We start from the raw sequence: 16,215 nt of genomic DNA on the forward strand, positions 1-16,215 counted from the left end.
CTGGCCGCGTGCGTCATGTCGCGGCCTGGGGGGCCTTGTGGGCAGGGCTGCTGGCGGGAGCACTCCTCCCGACTCCGGTCGCTGCGGACGTCGCCGACCCCACCACCAGCCACGCCCGCCAGGGCACGGCGGTCAAGACGTCGGTCTCGCTGCGGCTCGCGCCGCCCGTCATCACGTTCGACCCCGTCGACTCGAGCAGCGACCCGACCGGCCTGGTCGCGACGATCGCGCCCGTGCGCAAGGACGCCAAGCTGACCTTCCAGGAGTACGTCGGGTCGGTCTGGACCACGATCCGCACCGCCCGCACCGACGCCACGGGACGCTTCTTCGTGCCGCTGACGGTCACCTCCACGGCGACCCGCACGTTCCGCGTTGTGCACCCCCAGCATGGCCGCTTCCGGAGCTCGGCGTCGACGGCGACCAAGCTCTACGTGCGCACCACCTCACAGTGCAGCCCGGTCACCCCGCTCGTCGATGCCTCCCCCACCGGCGAGGCCTTCTGCCTGGCCACGCGGCTCGACCGCTGGCGCGCCGTCGGCCTGATGGGCGTCGGCCAGCAGCTCAACGTCTCGAGCCAGTCCTTCCTCGACCCGATCCGCCCACTGGGCGCTGCCGCGATCCGGACGTCGCTGATCGGTTTCGACCTCGAGGAGCTGGCCATGGCCCGCGACTACGAGTTCCCGTTCGCGGACCAGGTAGTCGCCGGGCTCCTCGAGCTCGCCCACGGCGGCGCGGTCCTCACCGCGTCCTGGCACGCCCGCAACCCGTTCACTGGTGGCCCGTTCACCGACACCCGCCGCGGCGACCTCAGCAGCCTGCTCAACGAGTCCACACCGGCGGGCGCGGCCTTCTGGGCCGACTTCGACGACAAGATGTCGCTGCTCCGGCGCTTCCAGGAGGGCGACGCCGAGGGCGACGGAGGCGGCGTCGGGACCCGTCGTACGGCGGTCGTCTTCCGCCCGCTCCACGAGGCCAACGGCGGCTTCTTCTGGTGGGGCAAGCCCAACCCCGCGGTCTACCGGCAGCTCTGGACGCTGATGCAGGCGCGCGCCGCCGCCGCGGGCGTCCACAACATCCTCTGGGCCTACTCGTTCAACCTCGACACGAGCAGCACCACCGAACCGAGGGCGCTGCTGCCCCACAAGGTCGACGTCGGCGGGCTCGACAGCTACGACCCCGAGTACGGCGCCGCCAACGCCGCCGACGCGTTCCGGATCGAGGGCTACAAGCCGGTGGCCCAGGGCGGCGTACCCCGGATGGCGATCACCGAGGCCGGCCCCCACGGCAGCCGCGACGGCACCTGGAACCCCGCCGTCATCTCCCGCACGATCCGCAGCACCGGCATCACCCCGCTGTGGACCATGCTCTGGTTCGACGACGGCAAACCGACCTCCGTCAACGACCCCTCCGGCTACAAGCAGCTCACCTCCCTCACCGGCGGCCGCTCCTGGCTCTCCAGCTGTTTCAACGCCCTCTGCTACCTCCGCTGAGCGCGGCTTCTCCGGAAAGTACGGAACGTTTTCGACCCCATCCGGGCGAGTTCACGTCGAAAGCGTTCCGTACTTTCCCGGGATCGGGTCAGGAGTAGTCGGCCCACAGACGGCGCTGGACGCCGTCCACGGTGAGCGAGCCGCCGTACGGGAGGATCCACTGGGGGCGGGTGTGGCCGAACGGCACGCCGACCAACACGACTGCGTCGGGGTTGTAGGCGCGGACGGTCTCGATCGCCACGTCACGCTGCTCTGCGCGACGTGCCGCTCGTTCCTCGGCGCTCGGCCGGACCGTGAAGTCGGACGTCGGCGGGCGCGCGACCACGACCGCGTCAACCGCGGACAGCAGTCCCCGCTCGCCCAGGGACCGCACGATCCAGCCGAACTCGGTCGCCGGGATCAGCTCCTCGGAGCTCTCCAACAGGAGCACCCCACCGTCGAGGACCGAGGGGTCGCTCGGGAACCGGCCCGCGGTCAGGATCCACTGCACGACCTCGATGCAGCCTCCCCAGGTCGCCCCGGTCACCGACCGCTCCGGCCCGGCCCAGGTCCAGGGCTCGGTGGGCTCCCGCTCCCCGTAGCTGGTGAGGGCCGCAGGGTCCTCCCAGTCCAGTCCGACGTCCTCCGACTCCCCGGGCTCGGTGACCTCGAGCCGCTCCCCTGTCAGGAGGGCGGCCCGCAGCGACCGGGCGTGCACCTCGTCGACCGCTGGTCCCGGCCCGAGCTGGACCTGCGTCGAACCGCCGTAGAAGCCGGCCACGCCCTGGGTCCACAGCCAGCTCAGGAGGTTGGTGTTGTCGCTGTAGCCGACGAAGGGCTTGGGGTCGGCACGCACCAACGCAGGGTCGAGGTGCGGCACCACGTTGATCTGGTCCTCACCCCCGATCGTCGCCAGCACCGCTCGGATCTCAGGGTCACCGAACGCAGCATTGAGGTCGGCTGCGCGGTCGGCAGCGGAGGCGCCGAGCCGCCGCGTCGTGGGGTACTCCACCGGCACCAGCCCGGTCAGGTCGGCCAGCCGACGCATGGCCTGCTCGTGGACCTCCGGGGCGACACCGGGGGCAGCGAACGACGGTGAGAGTACGGCGACCTTGTCCCCCGGCGAAGCCTTCGACGGCGGCGTCACGAGTCCCCCAGGCAGCGCATCGCGGTGGTGGTGGTGAGCGCGAGCTCACCGAGCTCGTCGGAGAGGTCGAGGTCGACGACGGCCTCGATCACCCAGTCGTGGTTGCCCTCGGGGTCGTGGATGGTCTGGCGGACCTCCCACCGGCGGCCGGTGCGTGAGACGGACAGCAGGTCGGGGCCGCGCGCGTCGGGGCCGAGGTCGATGCTGTCGTGCTCGGCGTAGTACTCCTCGATCGCGCCGTCCCACACCGAGCGGGTCACCAGCACCTCGGCCGGCGGCTCGGTCCGGTCGGCCGCGGCGCGCTCCAGCGCCATCAGGCCGTCGAGGTCGTCGCGCGCCACCAGCTCGACCCGGCGGAACATCGCGTTGCGGATCATGATCAGGAACGGCCGCTCCTGCGCCGAGATCGGCCGGTTCATCGGCGGCGGCGCGCCCTCGGCCACCGTGCGCGACACGTGCTCGGGGTCCGACAGCGCCTCCCACTCGTCGAGCAGCGACGAGTCGGTCTGCCGCACGGTCTCGCCCAGCCACTCGACCAGGTCCTCCAGCTCGGGCGTCCGGTGCGCGTCGGGCACGGTCTGGCGCAGCGTGCGGTAGGCGTCGGTGAGGTAGCGCAGCACCAACCCCTCCGAGCGCGCCAGCTCGTAGCGGCTGACGAACTCCGTGAAGCTCATCCCCTGCTCGTACATCTCGCGCACGATCGTCTTGGGGCTCAGCGCGTCCTCACGCAGCCACGGGTGCCGCTGGCGATAGATCTCGTACGTCGCCTCCAGGACCTCGGCGAGTGGCTGGGGCCAGGTGATGGCGTCGAGCAGCAGCATCCGCTCGTCGTACTCGAGCCCGTCGGCCTTCATCTCGGCGATCGCCTCGCCGCGCGCCCGCCGCTGCTGCGCGAACAGGATCTGCCGCGGCCCCTCGAGCACCGCCTCGATCACGGACACGATGTCGAGGGTGTAGGTCTCGCTCTCGGGGTCGAGCACGTCGAGGGCGGCCAGCGCGAAGTGCGCCAGCGGCTGGTTGAGCGCGAAGTCCATCGGCAGGTCGACGGTCAGCACATAGCGCCGCCCGAACTCGTCGGGAACGTCTCGCCGGGTCACCGTGCCGGAGTGCACCAGGCTGCGGACCAGCCGCAGCGCCCGGCGGGTCAGCCGCAGCTGGCTGCGCCGGTCCTCGTGGTTGTCCTGGAGCAGCCGCCGCAGCACCGGGAACGCGTCCTCCTCGCGGGCCAGGACGTTGATCACCATCGCGTTGTCGACCTTCATCCGCGACTGCAACCTCTCGGAGGTGCCGTGCACGAGCTTGTCGAAGGTCTGCTCGGTCCACACCACACTGCCCTCGGGCGGCTTGCGCAGCTGCGCCTTCGAGCGCCGCTTCGCCAGCTTCTCGGCGCTCAGGGCGGAGTTCTTGGCGTCGGCCTTGGCCTTGGCCTTCTCGTTCTCGATCACGTGCTCCGGAGCCTGTACGACGACGTACCCCGCCGTGTCGAAGCCCGCACGGCCGGCGCGTCCGGCGATCTGGAGGAACTCCCGCGTGCGCAGCACCCGCTGCCGGCTGCCGTCGAACTTCGCCAGCCCGCTGAACAGCACCGTGCGGATCGGCACGTTGATGCCGACGCCGAGCGTGTCGGTGCCGCAGATGACGGTCAGCAGCCCGGCCTGCGCGAGCTGCTCGACCAGGCGCCGGTAGCGCGGCAGCATTCCGGCGTGGTGCACGCCGATGCCGCGCCGCACCATCTTCGACAGCGTCTTGCCGAAGCCAGAGCCGAAGCGGAACGCCCCGATCTTGTCGGTGATCGCGTCCTTCTCGGCCTGGGTCAGCTTGCCGATCGCCGAGCTCGGCGACAGCAGGCTGGTGGCGTGCTCGACCGCGTCCTTCTGCGTGAAGTGCACGACGTAGACCGGCGCCTGCTTGGTCTGCACCAGCTCGTCGAGGGTCTCGTCGAGCACGGTCAGCGACCACGAGAAGGCCAGCGGCACCGGGCGTTCGGCGTCGGCGACGATCGCGGTCTCGCGACCGTTGCGGCGGGTCAGGTCCTCGGCGATGTCGGTGACGTCGCCGAGGGTGGCCGACATCAGCAGGAACTGCGCCTGCGGGAGCTCGATCAGCGGGACCTGCCAGGCCCAGCCGCGGTCGGGCTCGGCGTAGAAGTGGAACTCGTCCATCACGACCAGCCCCACGTCGGCGGTCGCGCCCTCGCGCAGGGCGATGTTGGCGAGCACCTCGGCGGTGCAGCAGATGATCGGGGCCTCGGCGTTGACCGTGGCGTCGCCGGTCAGCATCCCGACGTTCTCCGCACCGAAGACCGCGCACAGCGCGAAGAACTTCTCGCTCACCAGCGCCTTGATCGGTGCGGTGTAGAAGCTCACCCGGTCGTCGGCCATGGCGGCCATGTGGGCGCCGATGGCGACCAGCGACTTCCCCGACCCGGTCGGTGTGGCCAGGATGACGTTGCTGCCGCCGAGCAGCTCGATGACCGCCTCGTCCTGGTGCGGGTAGAGCTCGAGCCCCTCGCCGAGGGCCCACTCCACGATCTCGTCGTAGACCTTGTCGGGGTCGATCATCCGCGGGCCCTGGGGTGAGCGGTGGCGAAGACCTCGCGCAGGTTGTCGACCGTCACCAGGGTGTAGATCTGGGTCGTGGTGACGGACGCGTGCCCGAGCAGCTCCTGGACGACGCGTACGTCGGCACCCCCGTCGAGCAGGTGCGTGGCGAAGGAGTGGCGCAGCGTGTGCGGCGAGACGTCACGGTCGACCCCGGCCCGGTCGGCGGCCTTGGTCAGCACCGTCCACGCGGACTGCCGTGACAGCCGCCCGCCACGGGCGTTGAGGAACAGTGCCCCACCGATCGCCTTCGACCCGGCGGCGACCAGCTCCGGGCGCGCACGCACGACGTACGCCGCGAGGGCCTCGCGCGCGTAGGAGCCCAGCGGGACCAGCCGTTCCTTGCTGCCCTTGCCGCGCAGCAGGACGGTGCCGTCGACCTCGTCGATGTCGTCGACGTCGAGCCCGACCGCCTCGGAGATCCGAGCACCGGTGCCGTAGAGGACCTCCAGCAGCGCCCGGTCGCGCAGCGCGAGCGTGGTGCCGGGGGCGCCGGCCGCCTCGAGGATCGCCTCGACGTCGGACAGCGGCAGCGCCTTGGGCAGCCGCTTCGCCGGCGTGGGTGGCTTCACGCCACCGGCCGGGTCGACCTGGGCCAACCCGTCGGCCACCGCGAACTTGTGGAAGCCGCGCACCGCCACCACGGTGCGGGCCGCCGAGGTCGCGCTCAGCGGCTGGTGGTCGGCGTCGCCCTCGCGCAGTCGCATCAGGAACCCACTCACCGTCGCCTCGTCGATGCTGTCCAGCTCTTCCACGCCAGCCGCTTCCAGGTGGGCGCGGTAGCGCCGCAGGTCGCGTCGGTAGGACGTGAGGGTGTTGGTCGCCAGCCCCTTCTCGACCGACAGGTGCTCGAGATAGGTGCGGATCGCTCGATCGATGGACCCCGGAGATGTGGTACTCAGGCGATCACGTCGTCCAGGGCCACGGACTCGATGCCGACGGCCTCACCCACCGGCGCGTTGGTGAGCTGCCCGGCATGCGTGTTGAGCCCGAGCGCGAGGCTGTGGTCGGAGCGGCAGGCGTCCTGCCAGCCCTTGTCTGCCAGCTTCACGGTGTAGGGCAGGGTCGCGTTGGTCAGCGCGTAGGTCGACGTGTTGGGCACCGCACCCGGCATGTTGGCCACGCAGTAGAACGTCGAGTTGTGCACCTGGTACGTCGGGTCGTCGTGTGTCGTCGCGTGGGTGTCCTCGAAGCAACCGCCCTGGTCGACCGCGATGTCGACCAGCACCGAGCCGGGCTTCATCCGCGAGACCAGGTCGTTGGAGACCAGCTTGGGAGCCGCGGCGCCGGGGATCAGCACCGCGCCGATCACCATGTCGGCCTCCATCACCTGCTGCTCGACGGCGAGCTTGGACGACGCCAGCCCGTGCACCCGGTTGTTGTAGCGCCAGAACGACATCCGCAGCTTGTCCAGGTCGGTGTCGAGCAGCGTCACGTCGGCGCCCATGCCGAGGGCGATGTTGGCGGCGTTCTGGCCGGACACACCGGCCCCGATGATCACGACCTTCGCGTTGGCCACACCGCCGACCCCGCCCATCAGCACGCCGCGGCCACCCTGGGCCTTGAGCAGGCTGTGCGCCCCCACCTGGGGCGCCAGGCAGCCGGCGACCTCGGACATCGGGTAGAGCAGCGGCAGTCCGCCCGAGGGCAGCTGCACGGTCTCGTAGGCGATGCCGGTGACCTTGCTCCTCAGGAGCTCCTCGGTCAGCGGCTTGTCGGCCGCGAGGTGGAGATAGGTGAAGAGGGTCAGGCCCTCACGCAGGCGGTGGTACTCCTCGGCGACCGGCTCCTTGACCTTCAGCACCAGGTCAGCCGAGCCCCACACGTCGTCGGCGGAGTCGATGATCCGCGCACCCGCCGCGACATACTCCGCGTCGTCGATGGACGAGCCCACGCCCGCCCCCGCCTGCACGAACACCTCGTGACCGTGAGCGGTCAGCTCATGGACGCCCACCGGGGTGATCGCCACCCGGTACTCGTGGTTCTTGACCTCTTTCGGAACGCCGACCTTCACCTAGAGCTCCTCCCTGGGCCGCGAGTCTGCGGCCACCACGCGACACTATCGCCCGACCAGCCCCTGGGCGTGCGCGACGAGCACGGCAACCACGAGCGGCGCGTCGGTCACCCTGCCGGAGACGGCCGCGTCGTAGAGCTCGGAGTACGGCGCCCAGAAGACCTCCATCTCCGCCTCCTCGTGCCGGGGGTCGAAGTCACGGTCCACCTCGGTCAGCCCGCGGGCGAGGAAGTAGTGGATCAGCTCGGCGGAGATGCCCGGCGAGGAGTACGCCGAGGTGAGCGCCACCCACTCGGTCGCCTCGAGCCCGGCCTCCTCGCGCAGCTCGCGGCGGGCCACATCGAGCGGCGCCTCGTCCTCGCCGTCGAGCAGGCCGGCGGGCAGCTCCACGAACCGGCGCGCGGCCGGATGGCGGTACTGCCGCAGGCAGAGCACCTGCTCGTCCTCGTCGACGGCCAGGACAACGACGGCGCCGGGATGCTCGAGCACCAACCGGGCGAACGTCTCCCCGCCCTGCGGCGCGCGGATCTCGTCTCGGCGCAGCGCCATCACCCAGTGGTCGCGGTAGAGGTCCTCGGTGCCGATGAGCGGCCAGGACTCGGGCTCATCGTGGAGTGACTTCGTCACTCCATTGGGAGTAATCGCTGCGCTCGTACGTCCCGCCTCATCAGGCTCTGTCATTCCACGGGCTCGCGGCGCAGGCCGCTCTCGTCGATCGGGAACCGCAGCTCGCGCTGACGCTCGATCGCGGCACCCACGAGCCCGGCGAACAGCGGGTGCGGGCGGGTCGGGCGCGACCGCAGCTCGGGGTGGGCCTGGGTCGAGACGTAGTAGGGGTGGACGTCGGCCGGCAGCTCGACGAACTCGACCAGGCCGAGCTCGGTGTTGGTGCCGGAGAAGACCAGCCCGGCCTCCGACAGCTGGTCGCGGTAGGCGTTGTTGACCTCGTAGCGGTGGCGGTGGCGCTCCTGGATCGACGCCTCACCGTAGGCCGCGCGGACGACGGTGCCCTCGACCAGCTCGGCCGGGTAGAGGCCCAGACGCATGGTGCCGCCCAGGTCGCCGGCGCCGGAGACGATGGACTTCTGCTCCTCCATCGTGGCGATCACCGGCTCGGGGCAGTCGGGGTCGAACTCGGTGGACGCGGCCTTGGAGAGCCCGGCCACGGAGCGGGCGTACTCGATGACCATGCACTGCAGGCCGAGACACAGGCCGAGCGTCGGGATCTTGTTGATGCGGGCGTAGGTGAGGGCGCCCAGCTTGCCCTCGATGCCGCGCACGCCGAACCCGCCGGGGACGCAGACCGCATCGACGTCGTGCAGGTGCTTGTGGGCGCCGGCCGGGGTCTCGCACTCGTCGGACGCGATCCAGCGCAGGTGGACCTTGGCCTCATGGGCGAAGCCGCCGGCGCGCAGCGCCTCGGCGACCGACAGGTAGGCGTCGGGCAGGTCGATGTACTTGCCGACCAGCGCCACCGTGACGTCCTCGACCGGGTGGTGCACCCGGCGCAGCAGGTCGTCCCACAGCGTCCAGTCGACGTCGCGGAACGGCAGGTCGAGGCGGCGTACGACGTAGGCGTCGAGGCCCTCGCGGTGCAGGACCTTGGGGATGTCGTAAATCGACGGCGCGTCGGCGGCCGTCACCACGGCCTCCTCGTCGACGTCGCACATCATCGAGATCTTCTTCTTGATCGACGAGGGCAGCTCGCGGTCGGCGCGGCACACGATGGCGTCGGGCTGGATGCCGACCTGGCGCAGCGCGGCGACGGAGTGCTGGGTCGGCTTGGTCTTCAGCTCGCCGGAGGGGCCGATGTAGGGCACCAGGGAGACGTGGAGGAAGAAGCAGTTGTCGCGTCCGATGTCGTGGCGGACCTGGCGGGCGGCCTCGAGGAACGGCAGCGACTCGATGTCGCCAACGGTGCCGCCGACCTCGGTGATGACCACGTCGAAGGCGTCGTCGCCGGTGCCCTGGCCCATGGCGAGGACGCGTTCCTTGATCTCGTTGGTGATGTGCGGGATCACCTGGACGGTGTCGCCGAGGTAGTCACCGCGGCGCTCCTTGGCGATCACGCTGCTGTAGACCTGGCCCGTGGTCACGTTGGCGATCTGGTTGAGATCGGTGTCGAGGAACCTCTCGTAGTGACCGATGTCGAGGTCGGTCTCGGCGCCGTCGTTGGTCACGAAGACCTCACCGTGCTGGAACGGGTTCATCGTCCCGGGGTCGACGTTGAGGTACGGGTCGAGCTTCTGCATGGTGACGCGCAGACCACGCGAGCGCAGCAGGCGACCGAGGCTCGAAGCCGTGAGGCCCTTGCCCAGCGAGGAGGCGACGCCTCCGGTGACGAATATGTGCTTGGTCTGCGCGGGGCTCTTCACGGATGACCAGGCTATCCCAGAACTGGCGAACTAGCTGCGTCCACGCGCCGACTGGGCAACCTCGAGCAGCTCGCGAGCGTGCGCGAGGGCGGTGTCGGAGTCGGACAGGCCGGCCAGCATCCGCGACAGCTCGCGCTCGCGGGACGCGTCGTCGAGCACCGTGAGACCGGAGCTGGTGACCGTGCCGTCACTGGACTTCTCGACCACGACGTGACGGTCGGCGTAGGCCGCGACCTGCGGCAGGTGGGTCACGACCAGCACCTGGGCGGTCCGCGCCAGCTCGGCGAGCCGGCGGCCCACCTCGACCGCCGCGGCGCCGCCGACGCCGGCGTCGACCTCGTCGAAGACGAACGTCGGGACCGGGCTGGTGCCGGCCAGCGAGACCTCGACCGCGAGCATCACGCGGGAGAGCTCGCCACCGGAGGCGCCCTTGGCGAGCGGCCGGGGCTCGGAGCCGGTGTTGGCGGCCAGCAGCAGCTCGACGTCGTCGACGCCGTGGGCGGCGTAGCGCACCCAGCGGCCGGCCACCGACAGCGCAGCCCGGCGGCCCTCGCTCGGCTCGCTTTCGGTCTGCGTCACGTCGACGGAGAGCCGGGCGTGCGGCATCGCGAGCAGCGTGAGCTCCTCGCTCACCTGGGTGCCCAGCCGCTCGGCGGCCTCGTGCCGGGCGGCCGACAGCGCGGTGGCCTGCGCGGTGAGCTGGTCGCGCAGCTCGAGGCGCCGGGCGCGGAGCTGCTCGATCCGCTCGTCGGTGGAGTCGAGCTCGAGCAGCCGCCGCGACGACTGCTCCGCCCAGGCGAGCACGTCGTCGATGGTGTCGCCGTACTTGCGGGTCAGGGCGGTCAGGGCGGCGCGCCGCTCGGAGACCGCGCCCAGGCGGGCCGGGTCGGTCTCGATGCGTGACGCGTAGGAGGCGACGTCGGCGGCCACGTCGGAGAGCAGGTAGGTGATCTCGGCGAGCCGGTCGGCCAGCTCGCCGGCCTCGGCGTCGTGGTCGCGTACGCCGTCGAGCGCGGTGCGCGCCGCCGCCGTGGTGGCGAGCGCGTCGACCGCCTCCTGCTCGCTGCTGAGAGCCTCGCGGGCCAGCTCGGCGGCACCGCGCAGGGTGTCGGAGAAGCCGAGCCTGGCCTCCTCCGAGGCCAGGGACAGGTCCTCGCCCGGCTCGGGCGAGACCGCTTCCACCTCGCCGAGGCCGAAGCGGAGCAGGTCGGCCTCGCGGGCGCGGTCACGTGCGGTGGCCACCACGTCGACCAGCTCGGCCTCGACGGTCTCGAGCTGCTCGTGGGTGGCGGTGTAGCCGGCGAGGAGCGCCGCTACGGGCTCGCCGCCGAACCGGTCGAGCGCCTCGCGCTGGGCGCGGGCCTGGAGCAGTCGGTGCTGGTCGGACTGCCCGTGCACGGCCACCAGCGGCTGGGCGATCTCGGCCAGGGTCGCCACCGGCACGGAGGCGCCGCCCACGAAGGCCCGCGAGCGACCCTCGGCGGAGATGCTGCGCGCGACCACGAGGCGGTCGTCCTCGACGACTCCCCCGGCCTCCTCGACCTGGTCGGCCAGTCCGGGCAGGTCGCCGACGGAGACCACGCCCTCGACCCGGGCGAGCTTGGCCCCGGAGCGTACGGCGCCGCTGTCGGCGCGGCCGCCGAGCAGCAGGCCCAGCGCGGTCACGATCATGGTCTTGCCGGCGCCGGTCTCACCGGTGATCACGGTCAGGCCGGGCCCGAGCTCGAGGGTGGAGGACTCGATCACGCCCAGCGAGGTGATCCGGAGCTCCTCGATCATGCGTCGTCCCCGCGGCGGCGACGCTCGGCGGAGCCGCGCCAGCCTTCGACCGGCAGGTCGAACTTCGCCACCAGCCGGTCGGTGAACGGGGCCTCGTGGAGCCGCACCAGCCGCACCGGCTGGTCGCCACGGCGTACTTCGATCCGGGCGCCGGGCGGCAGGTCGACCGTGCGCCGACCGTCGCACCAGAGCACGCCGGCACCCTCGGTGCGGGCCAGCACCTCGATCGCGATCACGGAGGTGGGCGCGACCACCATCGGACGGGCGAACAGGGCGTGGGCGCTCAGGGGCACGATGCACATCGCCTCGACACCCGGCCAGACGATCGGTCCGCCGGCGCTGAAGTTGTAGGCGGTGGAGCCGGTGGGGGTCGCGCAGACGACGCCGTCACAGCCCCAGCGCGAGAGCGGGCGGCCGTCGATCTCGAGCACGACCTCGAGCATCCGCTGCCGGGCGGCCTTCTCCACGCTGGCCTCGTTGACCGCGAAGGTCGTGTTGACCACCTCGCCGTCGCGGTAGACCCGGACGTCGAGGGTGAGCCGGTCCTCGGTCGTGTAGCGGCGCTGGATGATCGCCTCGAGCGTCGACTCGACGTCGTCGACCTCGGCCTCCGCGAGGAACCCGACGTGACCGAGGTTGACCCCGAGCACCGGGGTCAGGCTGCCGTGGGTGAGCTCGACCGCGCGCAGGATGGAGCCGTCACCGCCGATCACCAAGGTGAGCTCGCAGTCGCGGCTGGCGTCGGTCTCGGACTCGGTGAGCTCGATCGGGGGGTCGTAGTCGTCCGGGGAGATCTCGAGGTCGGCGGCCTCCGCGGCGAGCAGCCGGACCACGATGCCGTGGCGGGTCAGCCCCTTGCAGAACGAGCGCGCGACGTCGCGGGCCTCGTCGCGCCCCGTGTGGGCGAGCACGAGCACACGGCGCACGGTCGGGTCCTGGCTCACGGGTCCACCCTCTCACCCGCGACCCCCAGGGCCGCGGCGTCCCGCACGCACCGGTGGATGTCGTCCTCGGTGAGCGTGGCCGGACCGTGGCGCAGCCACAGGAAGAACTCCACGTTGCCCGAGGGGCCCGGCAGTGGGCTGGTGGCGACCTGGCGGGCTCCCCAGCCGCGCGTGGCAGCCGCGTCGGCCACCCCGATCACGGCCTCGGCCCGCAGGTCCAGGTCGCGTACGACGCCGCCCTTGGGGATGCGCTCCTTGCCGACCTCGAACTGCGGCTTGACCATCAGCGCCAGGTCGCCGTCCTCGCGGGTCACCCCGATGAGCGCGTCGAGCACCAGCGGCAGGGAGATGAAGGACAGGTCGCCGACGACGACGTCGACGGGTCCTCCGATCAGCTCCGGGGTCAGCTCGCGCACGTTGGTGCGGTCGTGGACCACGACGCGCTCGTCGTTCTGGAGCCGCCAGACGAGCTGCCCGTAGCCCACGTCGACCGCGACCACCTGCGCCGCCCCGGCACGCAGGAGCACGTCGGTGAAGCCACCGGTGGACGCGCCGGCGTCGAGGCAGCGCCGGCCGGCCACCTCGAGCCCGAGCGGCCCGAACACCGCGAGCGCGCCCGCCAGCTTGTGGCCGCCGCGTGAGGCGTAGTCGGGGCGGTCCGGGTCGTCGATCACGACGATGGCGACGTCGGTGGTCACCCCGGTCGCCGGCTTGGACGCGACCGCGCCCGAGACCTTGACCCGCTGCCCCGCGATCAGCTCGCTCGCGTGGTCGCGCGAACGAGCGAGGCCCCGGCGCACCAGCTCGGCGTCGAGGCGCAGGCGGCGCGGTGGCATCCGGCGTACCTCAGGCCTGGTCGGGTGGACCGTCGGTCGGAGCAGCGTCCAGCGCCCGGCGCAGCTCGTCGTGCGCCTGCTCGAACGCGGCGACATGCTCCTCCACCGGGAGACCCTCGAGTCCCTCGATCGAGGCGATCACCGAGTCGACGCGGTCGTCCCCGGTGCGCACCCGCTCCATGTCTGCCACGACGTCGCCCTCGTCCATCGGCTCCTGCGTCATGCTCCGAGGCTACCGGGCCTCGGCCGCGCGGCCCGTGAGGGGCGGGGCGAGGTGCGAGGTGTCGGGGACGTCGCCGCCTCCGTCCACGTGGGCCCACGCCGCGCAGGCGACGACCGCCCACCAGTCGTCGGCTCCCCCGTCACCCGCGACCTCGAGCTTCGCCTCCGTCACCTCGGCCCGCCAGCCGCCCAGCTCCCAGCCGGAGCCGTCCTCGGCCGGCACCTCGTGGGAGCGCAGCAGGCCGCCCAGGTCGGCGGCGACGAAGGTCGGACGCTCCGCCGGCGTCGCGGCGACCAGCTCGGGCAGACCGGTCACCCCGGTCAGCACCAGCAGCGAGTCGATGCCGGCGGTGCGGGCGCCCTCGATGTCGGTGTCGAGCCGGTCGCCCACCATGAGCGGCCGCTCGCCCCCGGCCCGGCGAACGGTCTCGTCGAGCAGCGGCCGCTGCGGCTTGCCGGCGACCACCGGATCCACGCCGGTGAAGCGCGACAGCGTCTCCACGAGCACGCCGTGCCCCGGCGCGACCCCGTAGGACGTCGGGATCGTGTAGTCGGAGTTGCTGGCGACCCACCACAGACCGGCCCGCACGCGTACGGCCGCCCGCATGATGTCGCGCCACAGCACCTCGGGGCCGTAGCCCGTCACCAGCGCCTCGGCCTCCTCCTCGACCGACACCGCGACCAGGCCGACCTCCGCGAGCGCCTCCGCCAGACCGACAGCACCCAGCAGCACCACCCGGGCGCCCTCGCCCAGCCGCTCCACCAGCACCCGGGCCGCCGCCTGCGCCGAGGTAACCACGTCGCCGGCGTCCGCCTGGACGCCGAGCTCGCGCAGGTGGGTCGCGACCGCCTCCGGGGTGCGGGCCGCGTTGTTGGTGACGAACGCCAGCCGCATCCCGCTCTCGCGCACCCGGTCGAGGTGCTCGGCTGCTCCCGGCACGGCGTCGGGCCCGATGTAGACGACCCCGTCGAGGTCCAGCATCGCGAGGTCGTAGGCGGAGCACAGGGCGTCCTGGGACACGCCGAGCATGCGGCCTCCTGGGGCAGGTGGGTTGGTCCCGGCACCCTACGATGCCGAGGTGGAGTCCAGTGCCGTCGTCACCCCGCCGTACGTCGGCGGCCCGCTGCGCCTGCTCCCCTTCCGAGCCCTGATGCTCGCGCCCTCGCGGGTCGGCGACCCCGCGTCGGCGCGTGCGTTCGCCCGCCCCTACAAGGACGTGGCGGCCCGCCTGACCCGGTGGCAGCGCCAGGGGCGGATCAGCCAGGACCCCGAGCCCGCGCTCTACCTGCACGAGTACACCGCGGGCGGCATCACCATCCGCGGTCTTGTGGGCCTCCTCGACGTCTCGCGCGGCGCCACCCGCGCGGAGGAGCGGGCGATCCTGCCGCACGAAGGGATCTACCCGGCCCAGGCCGACGACCTGGCCGACCGGATGGCCGAGATGCAGCTCAACCCGGCCCCGATCCTGCTGGTCCACCACGGTCCGGCACCGCTGCGGGCGATGCTCGCCGGGGTGCAGGAGCGCACCCCCGAGCACGAGTTCACCGACCGCACCGGCCAGCGGCACCGGATCTGGGCGATCCGCGACCCCAGCGAACTCGCCGCGGTCGCGTCGGGCCTGGCTGACGAGAAGGCGCTCATCGCCGACGGGCACCACCGCTACGCCGCTTACCTGCGCCTGCACAAGCGAGCGCCCGGGGGCCCGTCGGACTACGGGCTCGCGATGCTGGTCGACCAGGAGGACACCCCGTTGTTCCTGGGCGCCATCCACCGGGTGCTCGGCGGCACCTCCCTCGACGACGTGTGCTCGGCCGCTCATGACGTCGGCATCGGCGTGCACGAGGCCACCGAGGACGAGGCCGTCGCCGCGCTGGGACCCGACCACCTCGCGGCCACCGACGGAGACCGCTGGGCCGTGCTGACCATCTCCGTGCCTCCGGACCGCACCGCCGTCCAGCTCCTGCACGAGCAGCTGGTGCCGGCGCTTCCGCACGGCCCGCGGCGCACGACGTACCACCACACGGTCGAGGAGGCGCTCAGCCACGCCAGCCCCGGCGCCGCCGTGGCGGTGCTCATGCCGGCTCCGCTGGTCGACCGCGTCCTGCGGATCGTGCGCGACGACCGCCTGCTTCCCGAAAAGGCGACGTCGTTCCAGCCCAAGCCGAGCCTCGGGGTGCTCATCCGCTCGATGCGCGACGGATGACCCTGCCAGTCACTGCCTCCACCTCTACGCGGGACGCCACGGCCCCACCGGCCCGGTAGAACCGCCGGCGCAGGGAGCCCGCCACCTCCACCACGTCGCCGGCCCGCCAGGAGCGCACCGAGCGCTTGAGCCGGCCGGACCACACGATGCACTCGAGCGCGTCGACCGGTGGCCGCGGTCGCTCTCGCGTCGCCTCACGCGGCACCACCACCCGGAACATCCAGATGGTGTCGCCGCTGGGCAGCTCCCTCATCTCCGGCTCCTGGGACACCCGCCCCACGAGGCGTACCTCGTTGACGGCCTCGAGCTCGTCATTCTTCTCTGTCGTCTGCGCTGACATGCGCATCACCTCCGCCGCGAACCTCGCAGCGGGCTCCGACACCATTAGGCTCTGGGCGTGACGCCTGTGGAAAGCCGCGCACCACCGCGGCCTGTGGACGCCTACTGGCCAGAACTCCGCATTCGGAGATCTCGGAAATGGGCGCAAATGAAAGCAGGGCCACCAACGAATTGGTGGCCCTGCTAAAGAATTGTCCGGCGGCGTCCTACTCTCCCACAGCCTCTCGGTTGCAGTACCATTGGCGCTGTCAGGCTTAACTTCCGGGTTCGGGATGGGACCGGGTGT

General features: G+C 71.9%; 14 protein-coding genes and 1 rRNA gene. 2 read left to right on the forward strand and 13 right to left on the reverse strand.

The window, feature by feature from the left end; genetic code table 11:
* Nucleotides 1-8: 8 nt before the first annotated feature.
* Nucleotides 9-1,490 carry a glycosyl hydrolase gene (locus BLR90_RS05135; protein ID WP_143016114.1) on the forward strand — a complete coding sequence of 494 codons (1,482 nt, stop codon included), beginning with the start codon at nt 9-11 and terminating at the stop codon, nt 1,488-1,490.
* 88 nt (nt 1,491-1,578) lie between these two features.
* Here the strand turns inward: BLR90_RS05135 and BLR90_RS05140 are convergent, their stop codons facing one another.
* Genes BLR90_RS05140 through BLR90_RS05190 form a run of 11 tightly spaced genes read right to left on the reverse strand, consistent with a single transcriptional unit; the run spans nt 1,579 to nt 14,416 of the window.
* A complete protein-coding gene (locus BLR90_RS05140) occupies nt 1,579-2,616 on the reverse strand; it encodes a S66 family peptidase (protein ID WP_245715156.1) in 1,038 nt (345 codons plus the stop codon).
* Nucleotides 2,613-5,177: a DEAD/DEAH box helicase gene (locus BLR90_RS05145; RefSeq protein ID WP_091023069.1), complete on the reverse strand. Its 2,565-nt coding sequence runs from the start codon at nt 5,175-5,177 to the stop codon at nt 2,613-2,615. The genes BLR90_RS05140 and BLR90_RS05145 overlap by 4 nt, the downstream gene beginning before the upstream one ends.
* Nucleotides 5,174-6,082 (reverse strand): site-specific tyrosine recombinase XerD, encoded by a 909-nt coding sequence (gene xerD / locus BLR90_RS05150; RefSeq protein ID WP_091023071.1) that lies wholly within the window; start codon nt 6,080-6,082, stop codon nt 5,174-5,176. The genes BLR90_RS05145 and xerD overlap by 4 nt, the downstream gene beginning before the upstream one ends.
* Nucleotides 6,083-6,114: 32 nt before the next feature.
* Complete coding sequence (gene ald, locus BLR90_RS05155; RefSeq protein WP_091023073.1) at nt 6,115-7,230, reverse strand: alanine dehydrogenase; 1,116 nt, start codon at nt 7,228-7,230, stop codon at nt 6,115-6,117.
* 45 nt (nt 7,231-7,275) lie between these two features.
* Complete coding sequence (locus BLR90_RS05160; protein ID WP_245715157.1) at nt 7,276-7,857, reverse strand: NUDIX domain-containing protein; 582 nt, start codon at nt 7,855-7,857, stop codon at nt 7,276-7,278.
* Nucleotides 7,858-7,907: 50 nt separating this feature from the next.
* Complete coding sequence (locus BLR90_RS05165) at nt 7,908-9,605, reverse strand: CTP synthase (protein ID WP_091023077.1); 1,698 nt, start codon at nt 9,603-9,605, stop codon at nt 7,908-7,910.
* Nucleotides 9,606-9,635: 30 nt separating this feature from the next.
* Nucleotides 9,636-11,384, reverse strand: a complete 1,749-nt coding sequence (recN, locus tag BLR90_RS05170; RefSeq protein WP_091023079.1) for a DNA repair protein RecN — start codon at nt 11,382-11,384, stop codon at nt 9,636-9,638.
* Entirely contained in the window at nt 11,381-12,328 is a 948-nt protein-coding gene (locus tag BLR90_RS05175) for an NAD kinase (RefSeq protein WP_091023081.1), read from the reverse strand. The genes recN and BLR90_RS05175 overlap by 4 nt, the downstream gene beginning before the upstream one ends.
* The gene (locus BLR90_RS05180; RefSeq protein ID WP_091023083.1) at nt 12,325-13,164 is read right to left on the reverse strand and encodes a TlyA family RNA methyltransferase; all 840 of its coding nucleotides are present in this window, start codon (nt 13,162-13,164) and stop codon (nt 12,325-12,327) included. Before BLR90_RS05180 ends, BLR90_RS05175 begins: the two co-directional genes overlap by 4 nt.
* Nucleotides 13,165-13,174: 10 nt before the next feature.
* On the reverse strand, nt 13,175-13,387 hold the full coding sequence (locus BLR90_RS05185) for a hypothetical protein (protein WP_143016115.1): 213 nt from the start codon (nt 13,385-13,387) through the stop codon (nt 13,175-13,177).
* Nucleotides 13,388-13,396: 9 nt separating this feature from the next.
* Nucleotides 13,397-14,416, reverse strand: a complete 1,020-nt coding sequence (locus BLR90_RS05190) for an HAD-IIA family hydrolase (RefSeq protein ID WP_091023086.1) — start codon at nt 14,414-14,416, stop codon at nt 13,397-13,399.
* A gap of 49 nt (nt 14,417-14,465) precedes the next feature.
* Here BLR90_RS05190 and BLR90_RS05195 point away from each other — a divergent pair, with 49 nt between their 5' ends.
* Nucleotides 14,466-15,590 (forward strand): DUF1015 family protein, encoded by a 1,125-nt coding sequence (locus BLR90_RS05195; protein ID WP_170254172.1) that lies wholly within the window; start codon nt 14,466-14,468, stop codon nt 15,588-15,590.
* Here BLR90_RS05195 and BLR90_RS05200 read toward each other — a convergent pair.
* Both BLR90_RS05200 and rrf read right to left on the reverse strand, forming a co-directional pair.
* Complete coding sequence (locus BLR90_RS05200) at nt 15,565-15,930, reverse strand: single-stranded DNA-binding protein (RefSeq protein ID WP_091023297.1); 366 nt, start codon at nt 15,928-15,930, stop codon at nt 15,565-15,567. The genes BLR90_RS05195 and BLR90_RS05200 overlap by 26 nt on opposite strands.
* Nucleotides 15,931-16,122: 192 nt before the next feature.
* Nucleotides 16,123-16,215: ribosomal RNA gene (gene rrf / locus BLR90_RS05205) — 5S ribosomal RNA — on the reverse strand; the annotation flags it as partial.

Source organism: Nocardioides szechwanensis (assembly GCF_900103935.1).
GTDB classification, from domain to species: domain Bacteria; phylum Actinomycetota; class Actinomycetes; order Propionibacteriales; family Nocardioidaceae; genus Nocardioides; species Nocardioides szechwanensis.